The organism is Desulfosarcina ovata subsp. ovata, assembly GCF_009689005.1.
In the GTDB taxonomy this organism is placed as follows: Bacteria; Desulfobacterota; Desulfobacteria; order Desulfobacterales; family Desulfosarcinaceae; genus Desulfosarcina; species Desulfosarcina ovata.
Window position 1 is genome coordinate 3,351,294 of record NZ_AP021879.1, and the last position, 12,038, is coordinate 3,363,331.

Annotated in this window: 14 protein-coding genes; 7 read left to right on the top strand and 7 right to left on the bottom strand. The window is 53.4% G+C overall.

The window, feature by feature from the left end:
- Positions 1–453: 453 nt before the first annotated feature.
- From GN112_RS14840 to GN112_RS14855, 4 genes are all read left to right on the top strand, one after another.
- Positions 454–1,191 (top strand): hypothetical protein, encoded by a 738-nt coding sequence (locus GN112_RS14840; protein WP_155309062.1) that lies wholly within the window; start codon positions 454–456, stop codon positions 1,189–1,191.
- Positions 1,192–1,211: 20 nt separating this feature from the next.
- Positions 1,212–2,192 carry an ISAzo13 family transposase gene (locus tag GN112_RS14845; RefSeq protein WP_162458776.1) on the top strand — a complete coding sequence of 327 codons (981 nt, stop codon included), beginning with the start codon at positions 1,212–1,214 and terminating at the stop codon, positions 2,190–2,192.
- 597 nt (positions 2,193–2,789) lie between these two features.
- Positions 2,790–3,212, top strand: a complete 423-nt coding sequence (locus GN112_RS14850; RefSeq protein WP_162458949.1) for an OadG family transporter subunit — start codon at positions 2,790–2,792, stop codon at positions 3,210–3,212.
- A gap of 18 nt (positions 3,213–3,230) precedes the next feature.
- The gene (locus GN112_RS14855) at positions 3,231–4,358 is read left to right on the top strand and encodes a sodium ion-translocating decarboxylase subunit beta (protein ID WP_155310931.1); all 1,128 of its coding nucleotides are present in this window, start codon (positions 3,231–3,233) and stop codon (positions 4,356–4,358) included.
- A gap of 206 nt (positions 4,359–4,564) precedes the next feature.
- Here GN112_RS14855 and GN112_RS14860 read toward each other — a convergent pair whose 3' ends face one another.
- The gene (locus GN112_RS14860; RefSeq protein WP_155310932.1) at positions 4,565–5,392 is read right to left on the bottom strand and encodes an NYN domain-containing protein; all 828 of its coding nucleotides are present in this window, start codon (positions 5,390–5,392) and stop codon (positions 4,565–4,567) included.
- A gap of 92 nt (positions 5,393–5,484) precedes the next feature.
- Here GN112_RS14860 and GN112_RS14865 point away from each other — a divergent pair, with 92 nt between their 5' ends.
- Positions 5,485–5,787, top strand: a complete 303-nt coding sequence (locus GN112_RS14865) for an AF1514 family protein (protein ID WP_231713862.1) — start codon at positions 5,485–5,487, stop codon at positions 5,785–5,787.
- Positions 5,788–5,902: 115 nt separating this feature from the next.
- Here the strand turns inward: GN112_RS14865 and GN112_RS14870 are convergent, their stop codons facing one another.
- From GN112_RS14870 to GN112_RS14890, 5 genes are read right to left on the bottom strand one after another with little or no spacing between them, the layout of a single operon-like run.
- Positions 5,903–6,154, bottom strand: a complete 252-nt coding sequence (locus GN112_RS14870; protein WP_155310933.1) for a cytochrome c3 family protein — start codon at positions 6,152–6,154, stop codon at positions 5,903–5,905.
- Positions 6,155–6,204: 50 nt separating this feature from the next.
- Positions 6,205–6,876 carry an ABC transporter ATP-binding protein gene (locus GN112_RS14875; protein WP_155310934.1) on the bottom strand — a complete coding sequence of 224 codons (672 nt, stop codon included), beginning with the start codon at positions 6,874–6,876 and terminating at the stop codon, positions 6,205–6,207.
- A 4-nt stretch (positions 6,877–6,880) separates the two neighbouring features.
- The gene (locus GN112_RS14880; RefSeq protein ID WP_155310935.1) at positions 6,881–8,056 is read right to left on the bottom strand and encodes an ABC transporter permease; all 1,176 of its coding nucleotides are present in this window, start codon (positions 8,054–8,056) and stop codon (positions 6,881–6,883) included.
- On the bottom strand, positions 8,053–9,069 hold the full coding sequence (locus GN112_RS14885; protein WP_155310936.1) for a polyprenyl synthetase family protein: 1,017 nt from the start codon (positions 9,067–9,069) through the stop codon (positions 8,053–8,055). The genes GN112_RS14880 and GN112_RS14885 overlap by 4 nt, the downstream gene beginning before the upstream one ends.
- Positions 9,062–9,721, bottom strand: a complete 660-nt coding sequence (locus GN112_RS14890; RefSeq protein WP_155310937.1) for a class I SAM-dependent methyltransferase — start codon at positions 9,719–9,721, stop codon at positions 9,062–9,064. Before GN112_RS14890 ends, GN112_RS14885 begins: the two co-directional genes overlap by 8 nt.
- Before the next feature lie 369 nt (positions 9,722–10,090).
- Between GN112_RS14890 and GN112_RS14895 the strand changes: the two genes are divergently transcribed.
- Both GN112_RS14895 and GN112_RS14900 read left to right on the top strand, forming a co-directional pair.
- A complete protein-coding gene (locus GN112_RS14895; protein WP_155310938.1) occupies positions 10,091–10,588 on the top strand; it encodes a hypothetical protein in 498 nt (165 codons plus the stop codon).
- 143 nt (positions 10,589–10,731) lie between these two features.
- Entirely contained in the window at positions 10,732–11,490 is a 759-nt protein-coding gene (locus GN112_RS14900; protein ID WP_155310939.1) for an HD domain-containing protein, read from the top strand.
- Here the strand turns inward: GN112_RS14900 and GN112_RS14905 are convergent.
- Positions 11,451–11,714, bottom strand: coding sequence for a hypothetical protein (locus tag GN112_RS14905; RefSeq protein ID WP_155310940.1), 264 nt, complete (start codon positions 11,712–11,714; stop codon positions 11,451–11,453). The two genes, GN112_RS14900 and GN112_RS14905, sit on opposite strands and share 40 nt — an antisense overlap.
- Positions 11,715–12,038: the final 324 nt, after the last annotated feature.

Genomic DNA, 12,038 nt, shown 5'->3' on the forward strand with positions numbered 1-12,038 from the left:
CTTTGTCTCCGCAAGAAAGGATAAATAAAAAAAGAAAAGAAAAGAACAATAAAATTGGCATGTTTTTACTGAGTTTTCTAAACATTTAATAAACTCCTTTTGCAATATCAGTTTTATGAGCTGACACAGGCTCATTTTTAAAAAAATGTTAACGACTACTACGATATTAGTTTTCTTCAAGTCAATACCGACGTCGCTCTTTTGAATCTCGCTAAATTTAATTTCCCAAGATAGTTGGTCAGGTTTTGATCTTAGGAACAGCCTATAAATAACTTCGTCTATTAAGGTGATATGCTAACATTTTAAATTTATCCAAATATCTATTAAAAATATTGTTTGCGACAATAAACTATTAAAATATGGTGCGTTACAGGACTTTGATTGTTTGACGCTCTGCGGTTTAAATGTTATAGTGTCAACTATATAACAATTTAAAGTTGACACTATAACATTATGAACATTCAAAAATATCAATCAAAAGACCTGGAGCAGTTTTTAATACGTCAAAAAATCAGCACGTTAAAAGAGATTAAGACAGTGCTCGGCACCGATGTCGATATGACGGCTTTTAGAAAACTTAAACAATTGTCGTATCGATCAAGTTACTCACATGGGGGCAGATACTACACCCTGGATAAAGTCGCCAAGTTCGACGACAACGGCCTATGGTGTCACTTGTCTGTATGCTTTTCACAGCATGGCAACCTGCTTTCAACTCTTGAGCACTTGATAGCAGGATCGGAAGCAGGTTTTTTTGCCAAAGAACTTGAAGCGCTGTTGGCCGTTAGTGTTAAGGAATCGCTTTTACGTCTGATAAAAAAAGGCAAAATCGATAGGAAAAAAGTCTCCGGCGTTTACCTGTACTGCGCAGCCGATGCTTCTATGCGCAGGCAACAATTGCTGGCTCGTCGGGTCAAGCTTTCGGATACCGAAGACTTTTCGGACGAAGTCAAAGCAGCGATTATCTTATTCGTCAGCATTCTTGATGAACAGCAGCGGCGACTTTTCGCCGGACTTGAATCGTTAAAACTGGGTCATGGAGGTGATCTGCGCATTGCGGATCTGCTGGGGCTGCATCCTCAAACCGTTGCCAAGGGCCGCCGGGAACTCATTGACCAAGACATTGTTGTCGATCGCACCCGCAAGAAAGGGGCCGGTAGAAAACCTGTGGAAAAAAAACACCGGAAGTGATCGAGGAGATCAGAAATCTTTTGGAATACGACACCGCCGGAGACCCGATCACGGGGAGAAAATGGACCCGTCAAACCCCGGCAAAGATAGCCCGCTTGCTTGAAAGACGTCTCGATATCCGCGTGTCGGCGGCAACCGTTCGGCGACTATTAGACGAGCTCGATTATTCATTGAAGGCCAACAACAAAGCCCTTTCGGCCGGATCGCATCCAGACAGAGACAAGCAGTTCGACATCATCAAGCGCCTTCGGGAAAACTTCAGCGCGACAGGAGATCCGATCATCAGCGTGGACACGAAAAAGAAGGAATTGATCGGCTTGTTCAAAAATAATGGTCGCGTGTGGTGCGACGAAGCCACCAAGGTCAAAGATCACGACTTCCGATCCGAGGCATTGGGTATAGCTTCCCCCTATGGCATCTATGACGTCGGGCTCAACAAAGGTGTGGTGGTGATCGGAAAGTCGGCAGATACACCTGAATTTGCGGTCAACGCCATCACTACTTGGTGGCAGAGTTCTGGCAAGCATCAATATCCAAGGTCCAAACGCGTTCTAATTTTAGCCGACAGCGGCGGAAGCAATGGAGCCAGGCCACGTGCATTTAAAAAGTTTCTTCAGCACCGGCTTGCCGACGGGCATGGTCTTGAAATTTCGGTTTCGCACTATCCGACAGGAGCAAGCAAATGGAACCCGGTGGAGCATCGAATGTTTAGCGAAATCAGTAAAAATTGGGCCGGGATACCTTTAGAAAGTTTTGATATCATGCTCAATTTTATTAATGATACCGATACCGAAACAGGGCTTCAAATCAAGGCATATTTTGACGAGCGAGAATATGCCAAAGGGATAAAAGTCCCAGACAAGGAATTCAAAAGCCTCAATATTTCAAAGAACAAGGAATTGGGCAATTGGAACTATACGATCAAGCCCTCATGTCCAACAGCAAAAGCAGAAGCTATGAGATGGGAAGAACTTTTAAAATGTGAACTTATTTCTGACTGAACCCTTAGAGATAAATTTTAGGTTAAGAGATCAATCAAGCCCATTCCTCTTGAGGGAACCAAATCGGAATATTTGGCCTTGATCATCGTTGTGGCCACTCCAAAATGGCCATCGCCTCGCTCCCACGCTCTGCGTGGGAGCGCCTTGCTATTTCTTACTGGAATCGGGGTTCCCACGCAAAGCGTGGGAACCAGGTACCTTCTGGGCGAAACGATGATCAATTCATGAAAAAACGCAAAGCGGTCGGCGTCTATTCCACTGGACTATGTGGAGAACCTTGGAAATTAATGACTCTGCGCCGGTCATTTTTCCGCTTTATCCATTGACATTTCCCTGTGGGTATGATCGTTAAAAAATTTTGGTTTTCTACGATATCGGATTTTGATCCTCAAAAAATTGGAAAATTCGACATTCAGTGCCTGACCATGAATGGTCGATTTGGGTTCAGGCCCCGTTGCTGAAAACCGCAATGTCTCTGCAAATACAAGATGTTGCAACGCTACATAGCATAGACGGGGTTGGGGTCGAAATACGCTATTTATGCATGGGCGCCAAATGGTAAGGGCAGCATGTCAGCAATTCTATAAGGAGGGTAACATGTACGGGTTAGCGGCAATTCAACAGGCCAACGGATGGGCCATGGCAGGAGCCGGTGCCTGCATCGTTCTCACTGGCTTGGCGATTCTTTCTTTTCTGATTTCCTTACTCCCGCGTCTCACCGGGCTGTTCGAACCGAAGGCAGCCCCGCAGCCGGAACCAGCGGCAGCGGTGCCTGAAAAAGAGCAGGCGCCCACAGTCGTCGTCCCGGATCAGATTCCGGACGATATTGAAGAGGCATGCACCATTTTCATGGCCTTGACCGAAGGGCTGGGAGAAACGTTCAGCCTGTCGGATCTGCACCGCAAATGCCGGGACGCCAACCTGGCGAATCCCCACTATTCGGTCAATCGCTTCAGAGATGCCGGCATTTTGATCCCTGCCGGCGAGGGCCTTTTTTACTGGAAATCCCAATCAGAGTAAACGATAAGGACACAATCAATGGATTTATTAATTCAATTTCTCACAAACACAGGATATTATCTGGCCGACTACCGTCATTTCCTAATGTGGGGCATCGGTATCTTTTTTGTTTACCTGGCGATCGCTAAAAACTACGAACCGTTGCTGCTGCTGCCGATCGGCTTTGGTGTGCTGGTGGGCAATGTTCCCTTTTTCAAAGGCTTCGGGCTGGGCATTTACGAAAACAACAGTGTGCTTCACTATCTCTATTTCGGCGTTACCACCGGCGTGTACCCCTCCATTGTTTTCCTCGGCCTTGGCGCGATGACCGATTTTTCATCGCTGTTGGCACGCCCCAAACTGATGCTGTTGGGCGCGGCGGCCCAGATGGGGATTTTCTTTACCCTGCTCAGCGCCCTGGCCTTGGGCTTCCTGCCCAAGGAGGCGGCTTCCATCGCCATTATCGGTGGTGCAGACGGCCCGACCTCGATCTTTCTGACGGCAAAGCTGGCACCACATCTCATCGGCCCCATCGCCATCGCGGCCTACTCATATATGGCCCTGATTCCAATCATCCAGCCTCCGATCATGAAGCTGTTGACCACCAAGGCGGAGCGCCGGATTCACATGCCCGACCCACGACCGGTATCGCGTAAGGAACTGCTCATCTTCCCGGTTATCGGTGTGTTCCTGTGCTGCTTTCTGGCACCGGCATCGATTCCCCTTCTGGGAACCTTCTTTTTCGGCAACCTGATGAAAGTCAGTGGGGTTGTCGATCGTCTGGCCAATACGGCCAGAAATGCCATCATTGATACGGCAACGATCTTTTTGGGTTTCACGGTCGGCGCCAGTACTCAGGCGGACGTCTTTTTGACCACCAAAGCAATCGGAATATTTTTTCTCGGTGCAGTCGCGTTCAGCCTGGCGACCGCATCCGGACTGCTTTTCGCCAAACTGATGAACCTGTTTTCCAAAAACAAAATCAACCCGCTTTTGGGAGCATCCGGCGTTTCCGCCGTTCCCGGTTCTGCCAGAGAAGTCCATATGATGGGCCAGAAAGAGGACCCCACCAATTATCTGCTGATGCACGCCATGGCGTGTAACTCTTCCGGCGTGATCGGGTCTGCCATCTGTGCCGGTATTCTATGGAGCTTTAACGTCGGTTAGTCGTTGAAAATAAGGAACAACAAAGGCCCGAAACAGAATCGGGCCTTTGTTGTTCCTTTTTGCTGGTTCTCCCTGCTCGTCCCGCCAAACCGTACGCGCGATTTTTCTTCACCCGGTCAGAAAAAACGGTTCCCATGGCTGAACCGATCACGCCCAAATCCTGGTTTGTCTATCTCCTGCGTTGCGGCAAGATGCGGTAAATCCCGTCACTCCTCCGACTGAAAGCTGCGGATGATATACCCGCCGGATTTCTCGTCCGGTTCCAGCTCCATGAGCCCCCGGCTGGCGGCCTCGTCGAGCAGGCGCTTGAACGAGCGAAATCCGTAATAGGATTCATTGAATCCCGGGCGGCGGCGTTTGAGGGTCTGTTTGACCATGGACCCCCAGATTTTATCTTCCGAGCCGCGCTCTTCGGCCAGGGCCTCCAGGGTTTCCATCACCAGGTCCAGGGCTTCCTGGGTCAGTGTCTCGGCATCCTCCTTAGGCGCGGTTTCCGGAGCCGGCGTCTTGGGACTCTTGGCCGGTGGTTTGCGTGCCGCCTTCTTGGCTTTTTTCTTTTTTCGCACCAGGTCGTCGTAGTAGATGAACTCGTCGCAGTTGGCAATCAAGAGATCGGAGCTGGAGTTCTTCACCCCCACCCCGATCACGTTCTTGTTGTTTTCACGCAGCTTGCTGACCAACGGTGAAAAGTCCGAATCGCCGCTGACGATCACGAAGGTGTCGACGTGAAGTTTTGTGTAACACAGATCCAGGGCATCCACCACCATACGGATGTCGGCCGAATTCTTGCCTGACTGACGCACATGAGGAATCTCGATCAGTTCGAAGGCCGCTTCGTGCATGCCGGCCTTGAACTCCTTGTAGCGCTCCCAGTCGCAGTAAGCTTTTTTGACCACGATGTTGCCTTTGAGCAGCAGCCGTTCGATCACCTTGTTGATGTCGAACTGGGCACAGCGGGCGTCTCGAACGCCCAGGGCAACATTCTCGAAATCACAGAACACGGCCAGGTTGGCCGTTTCCAGAGGTTTTGTCATATTTTCCTTTCCAGGGCCTATGGGTTGCGAATTTACAAATCACGAAGCCATCTTATCTTCAAATCAGTATGATGCCAACACGAAAGGAGCCCATGATGGTTGAACTTGATGCATCCTTCAACGAATACCCCCTCGATACCATCAACCTGACGGTCGACGAGCCGGATCTGGATCTGGGCGCGGCCAGCGCCCTGGCCAAAACCACGGCCCGGGAAATGGACAGCAACGCCATGATGCTTTCCTACCACAGCGGCAAAACCGGTGAATTCTGGCCCAAATACGAATGCGGTGGAAACGGACGACCACCCTGGATCGTTTTTGCCGAAGCCCGGGGATACAATTTGAAAATCGATATCAACGCCGGCGATTATGAGTTTTTCTATGTCCGTTTTTAGCCACCACGTCACTATGCGGGTATCGCAGGAAAACGATCATCACCATCATCCACAACCCGCCTGACCGTGAATACTTCCCGGTCAGGCGGATTGTTTTTACCCCAATATTGGAGGTTTATTTTTCCTCGATCTGATCGTTATGGCACTTCAGGCAGCCGGTAAACTGGGGATGCGAGGTCGGCGGGCCGACGGGATCCCGGTCCGGATGATGACAGTCCAGACATTCGGCATCCTCAACGATCCCTTGATGAACCTCGGGATAGTGACGCACGGACGGTCCGTGCAGTCCCAGATAGTGTCGGTAGGCGCAGCCACCCAGAACTGCCAGCAGGATCGTGCAAATCATGCAGCACCATGCGGTTTTCATTTTTCCTCCCTGATTCCCGGTTGACATTGACAAAACGGCGATCGGACGGCTCAGGAATCCGCTGTCCGCTTGCCGTCCTTCAGCTCGATGATTTTTTCCGTGAAGCGGGCCAGATCCCGGTCGTGGGTGGCCATCAGGATGGTGCAGCCGGTCTGTGCAGCCAGACCAACCATCAGCTGCACGATCCGGTCGCCGGTGGCCGTATCCAGATTGGAAGTGGGTTCATCGGCCAGCAGCAATTTCGGCCGATGGGCAATGGCCCGGGCTACGCTGACCCGCTGGGTTTCGCCACCGGACAGTTCATGGGGCAGCGCCCCTGCCGCGGATAGAAGGTCAATGGCCTCCAGCAGGGCCTCGATCCTTGCCTGTCGAACCTTTCCCCCGATGCCGTTCAGGGCCAGCGGCAATCCGATATTCTGGGCCACCGTCAGGTATGAAAGCAGATTTCCCCGTTGAAAGACAAATCCCAGATGGCGCCGCTGAAACCGGCTCAGCGATTTTGCAGAGAGCCGGTGCACCGGCGTGCCGAAACAGTGGATCTCGCCTTTCTCCGGCAGGTCAATTCCGCCGACACAGTTGAGCAGCGTGGATTTGCCCGATCCGGATTTGCCCATGACCGCGGCGATGCTGCCGGCGCGAATGGTTATGGAGACCCTGTTGATGGCGTTGACCACACCGCGCCCGGATCGAAATGTTTTGCTGATATTTCTGACTTCAATCATGGTTTCAAATCATTCTCAGGATCTCCGCAACCCTCTTGCGGCTTACCATAACCGCCGGCCAGATGGCCGACATCAGGCCGAAGACCAGCGCGGTGACCGGCGGAGCCAACAGGGAGAAGACGGTCAGCCGCGGATAGATCACCCCGGACACAGTGAAATAGCGGTTGTGAGAGGTGAAGGCGCCAAGATCGATCCCGCCGGTGTGGGCCACGGCCAGGGTGCCGGCAATTCCGATCAACGTTCCCAGACCACAGGCGAAAAGATTCATCAGAACCACTTTAATCACGATGAGTCCGGCCATTTCGGTGGCGCTGACGCCCATGGCCTTCATGATGCCGTATTCGCGCATGTTGCGGATGATGAAAACGACAAAGGAGCAGGCGACACCGATGGCCACGACGGCGAAAACGATAAAAATGACCAATGCCATGGAAACCGCTTCCAGGTCGATGAGTTGTCGCAGATCCGGCATCTGATCGTACCAGGCCTCGATATGGACCGTACCGGGGAGCTGCCGCCGGTATGCCTCGATCACCGCTTCGGTATCGACGCCGGTGTTGAGGAAGACGGCGTCCGTCCGTTTGCCTGTCCGGGCCGGAATGCACGCCAGGGGGCAGAAGGCGATTCCTCGATCCAGGGCGTCAAGTCCGGTCTGGTAGATCCCCACGACCCGGAGGCGGATCGGCGGATGGACGGATGGGGCCTCGAATTGGACGGTATCCCCCATTCCCACATCCAGATCCCGAGTCAGATCCCGGCTGATCAGGGTCTCATCCCGGCTGTCCAACGGATAACGGCCGGCGATGATTTTGTGCTTCAGGGCCGTATGGGCACATTCTTTATCGGAATCGATGCCGCAAAGCACCACCGGCCGAAAATGATCGCTTGCGGAAAGCGCGCCGTTGACCCAGATCCGTTCCAGCACCGCGCTCACGTCCGGAATCCGCAACCCCTCGGGACGGTCGGATACGGACGGGGCCGTGACGGTAATGTGCCCGGAAAAAAGCCCCACAGTATTGCGCAGCATGGCGTCCTCGACCCCCACGGAAAGCGCCGCGAGAAAAATCAGTGCCGCCACGGCGGTGACCACCATGACCGAAAGGGCTGCCGTTGCCCGGCCGGAGCGGCCGAGGAAGCACAATGCAATCCGGATCCAGAGCCAGATGCCGTCGGTTTTCACCCGCTGGCCTCATTCATCAGTGCCGACATGCCGATGCGTTTTTCCAGAAACCGGATGGCCGGGGGGATCAGTTTGCGGTGCTGGGGCCAGAAAAGGGTGCCCAGTCCCTGTTCCAGCAAAAGGCGGGCGCGGGTCGCGGCCTGATGCAGCGCCTCGGGAAAGTGGCTGGCGTGCAGGGACGCCGGTTTGGTGCGCATGATCCGATTCAGCCGATCCTTTTCTGCCGCGTGACCATCGTGATAAATCAGTGAAACCAGATAATTGTGCCTTCTTTTTTCCACATCGATGGCCAGATCGACCATGTCGTCCATGATCTGGCAGCCCATGCCGATCCGGTACAGCCCTTCCAGCAGCGGAGCCAGCCTGTTTTCGGTTATCGTTTCGAACGTCAGCGGGATGTCCCACGGACACTGGAACAAAATGCCGGTTTTATAGTGATGGATCGATTCGAGGATGACATCCGGTGCCAGAATGGTATCGATGCCGGCTTCTTCCCCGGCTTCCTGTCTCCCGCTGCGGGTCATGGTGCGCATGGATGCCGCCGCTGCGTCGGTGACCCGGTCGATGGGAATGTCTCCTTTCCCGGCCGCATCCATGAGAATCTGGAAAAGCACCCGATCCGAAACCATGATATCAACCACCGAGCGGAAGCGGTACCCGCCTGGCGGAAGATCGGTTTCAAGGGTTGCCTTGTACTCGTCGTCCAGCAGGTTGTCGCAACCGGTCACCATGCCTCGCAGGCACTGCAGGGTGGCGGCATAGAGAATCCGGCGCCGGGAGGGGATGCCGGCCCGCTGGTAGGAGTAGAGAAAAAGCAGTGAGAAAAAATTCTTCTGCCAGGCAAAGGATTCCCTTCCCGGCGGTTCGAGGGCCACGCCGGCCGGTCGCAGAATTTGATCCGCGACCGTCCAGTACTGCGCAAGGCCCTGCTTCAGTTCGGCCAGCAGCGTCTGCAGGGGTGGAGCCTTGGCCAGGAAGGTCGCATGATGATGGCCGCGATTCATCTCAGGCATTCGGTTTGCGGGTGTTGAACAGGGCAATGTATCCGAAATAGACGGCCACGATCGAAGGTGGTGCAAACCCCGCCGCCTCGATAACCCGGGGCAGGACCCCGCGGATGTTCTCACCAATCTGGGGCTGCATGAAAAACCAACGCGATACGTGGGAGACCAAAGCGCCCATCCGGGTCGTGGGAATGTGCATGTCGGCGATGACCAGCCGGCCTCCCGGCTTGAGAACCCGAAACGCCTCGGTCAGGGCGCTTTCCTTAAGATCCAGGGGAACGTGGTGAAAAAAGAGACTCGATACCACAGCATCGAAGGTGGCGTCGGCAAAACCCAGCGCTTCGGCAGCCATCACTTCGAAGCGGCAGTTTTCCGACGCCCGTTTCTTGCGCGCCACGGCAACCATTCTGGCGGCCGCATCGATACCCACGCTTTCCCCTCCCTCGGCTGGATTCAACCGGTCTGCAATCATGCGCGTGAGTACGCCGGTTCCACATCCCAGATCGAGAACTCGATCCGATGCGCTCACATTCAGCAGGGAGAGAAGATGAAGATCGTACTCGGCCTGTTTGCCCAAAAGGAGCAAGGGCTCCAGGAGGTCATAGACCCGCGCGGCATGATCCAGGGTTCGCCCGCGTGTGGAAACCGATTGAAGTTCCATTTGATTCACCATTTGGGGATTTGACATCATCTCGAATGAAAGCGTATCAGCGGCTGGCCGATGTTGTCAATTGATCCTTCATTGGTAGAGGTGGCATAGGGTGTTTGCAAGCACCAGCAATTGTAATTTTGGCCTGCTTTTATCAATATATTGTGCTTAATTAATTAGTATTAATCTATATATTGTATTGATACGCTCCAAAATTACAATTGCTGCGGCCGCCATATAGGACTTGTCTAATGGAATAAAGCGTGGTATCGGAAGTAGTTGTCCTTTTATTTCAAATCCCAATTATCCAAGCACCAATAACCCGGGCCGGGCAGCGCAGGTTGCGTGTTGCCGGGATGATTCTGCAAGGAGGCGTTGAGCATGGCAAACCGCAGTAACTATTTGATGTGGATACTGGTCGCAGTGCTGGCAGTGTGTTTTCAGGTGGTTTTTGTCTTCGCAGACTGCAAACAGACCGCCACGGGGACGGCCGTCGATTTTTCAAAGGCGTACTTCCGCCTCGATGCGGATATGGAGCGGTATCTGTGCAGTGATCTAACCGGTGAGGCTGACGAATCGGTTTCGGCCAACTACATCCAGGCCATGACCGAAACGGCCCGGCAGCGGGGTTTCGGCAAGGGAATGGTAAAGCGGATCATTACCCATTTGGAGACCGAGACCGTGGCTCAGGATAAAGATTCGGCGACCATTCATCTCAAAGGGGCCAGCCGGACCTGCATCCATCCGGTGTTCGCCTACGTAGCCGGGCTGTTCCGCATGGGTGAGACTTACTGCTTCGAGGAGACACTCAATTTGGTCAAAGAAAATGGTCGATGGAAAGTCTGTGGCGCCCCCTATGGCCTTTCCCTGGGTGTTTAGCAGCATATCTCACGGGAAATGCGCAGCGCGCGCAACAGCGGATCAATCCCCTGAATCAAGTTAATGTTATTTGCCGCCGGTTTCACCCAGCCGTGAAACCGGCGTTTTTGTAACCATCTGCACTCTGGCGATGGTGATTGTGGATGGACACGGTTTACCTGGAAATTCGAAAAATCGCTCGCGACATTGTGGCCCGTTATCCCCAGCCGGATTTTTACGGTGACCATGCGTCGGAGGCGAAGGATGCTCGGCGCTTCTACCGGACCGATGCCGTCATCGTACGTCTGCGCCAGAATATGACCGACTGTCTGGACAACGATTTCGGTCACGGGATGGGCCACGCGAAAAAAGTGACCATCGATGCCGGCACCCTGGTGATCATCGAAAGCCGACGGGCCGGCCATGCCGAAACCCAGGTGCGCCGAAACCTGCTGCTGGCCCAGTGCGCCGGCCTGCTGCACGACATCTGCCGCAAAGAGAAAGACCATGCAGAAAAGGGCGCCGAAACCGCACGCCAAATCCTGAACGGCTACCCACTGGGCCCCGATGAAATCACCGCGGTCTGTGCGGCGATCCGCAATCACGAGGCCTTTGTTCGGATGGAGCATCTGCCCGTCCGGCAGGCACGCCTGCTCTCCGACTGCCTGTATGACGCAGACAAATTCCGCTGGGGGCCGGACAACTTCACCCACACCCTCTGGGACATGGTCAGTTTCTCGAATCCGTCGCTGAAAACATTTCTGGATCACTACCCGGCGGGGATGGCCATTTTGAAAAAAATCCGCAAGACCTTCCGCTCCCGTACCGGTCGGCGTTACGGGCCGCAGTTTATCGACATGGGGCTCGCTATTGGTGAAGAGCTTTATGAAATCATTTTGACCGAGTTCGTCAACCCGACCTGATTGTCCGCACTGTGTTCCTCGATGCGCACTTTGGAAAACAGCAGTGTGGTCGTCCCGATGGTTTCACCAGCGTTGACGATATCCCTTTCCAAAATCAGCCAATGACTGCCCTGCTGCGTTTTTGACATGTTGTTCAGCAAAATCTCCGGGTCTCTATTGACCCGCACGCCGGTCAGAAAATCTGAACTCAGGTAGGCATTGGCGATCTGGGTAACGGTATCCATATCCATATTCCACAGAGCGGCCGGGCCAGGACCTCGACAAACTCATCGGCAACAGCGATGGCTTCGCATTTCAAATCGGCAATTTCCCGAAAAGTTGGAATCGAAAACAATGGGAGGTATCTTTCTGGGTAACCTGAAGAACGACCAGCTGTCAAGCACTCCGGGCATATTGCAACCCGCGATCAATGGGAATCGGCGGTCGACTGGCTTTTCTGCGTGGATCACCTAATCGCGTGAATCTCCTGTTTGTATGCTGCTTTTTCGAATCCAGATCGGTTGGCTTTGGAGTGAGGATGCTTAAAATAGATGATATTCGTTTTGATA

Excerpts from the sequence above, each read along its gene's own strand:
- GN112_RS14875 (WP_155310934.1), bottom strand. The coding sequence starts at position 6,876 with ATGATTGAAGTCAGAAATATCAGCAAAACATTTCGATCCGGGCGCGGT.
- GN112_RS14870 (WP_155310933.1), bottom strand. The coding sequence starts at position 6,154 with ATGAAAACCGCATGGTGCTGCATGATTTGCACGATCCTGCTGGCAGTT.
- GN112_RS14905 (WP_155310940.1), bottom strand. The coding sequence starts at position 11,714 with ATGGATACCGTTACCCAGATCGCCAATGCCTACCTGAGTTCAGATTTT.
- GN112_RS14900 (WP_155310939.1), top strand. The coding sequence starts at position 10,732 with ATGGACACGGTTTACCTGGAAATTCGAAAAATCGCTCGCGACATTGTG.
- GN112_RS14840 (WP_155309062.1), top strand. The coding sequence starts at position 454 with ATGAACATTCAAAAATATCAATCAAAAGACCTGGAGCAGTTTTTAATA.
- GN112_RS14885 (WP_155310936.1), bottom strand. The coding sequence starts at position 9,069 with ATGCCTGAGATGAATCGCGGCCATCATCATGCGACCTTCCTGGCCAAG.
- GN112_RS14860 (WP_155310932.1), bottom strand. The coding sequence starts at position 5,392 with ATGACAAAACCTCTGGAAACGGCCAACCTGGCCGTGTTCTGTGATTTC.
- GN112_RS14865 (WP_231713862.1), top strand. The coding sequence starts at position 5,485 with ATGATGGTTGAACTTGATGCATCCTTCAACGAATACCCCCTCGATACC.
- GN112_RS14895 (WP_155310938.1), top strand. The coding sequence starts at position 10,091 with ATGGCAAACCGCAGTAACTATTTGATGTGGATACTGGTCGCAGTGCTG.
- GN112_RS14890 (WP_155310937.1), bottom strand. The coding sequence starts at position 9,721 with ATGGAACTTCAATCGGTTTCCACACGCGGGCGAACCCTGGATCATGCC.
- GN112_RS14850 (WP_162458949.1), top strand. The coding sequence starts at position 2,790 with ATGTACGGGTTAGCGGCAATTCAACAGGCCAACGGATGGGCCATGGCA.
- GN112_RS14855 (WP_155310931.1), top strand. The coding sequence starts at position 3,231 with ATGGATTTATTAATTCAATTTCTCACAAACACAGGATATTATCTGGCC.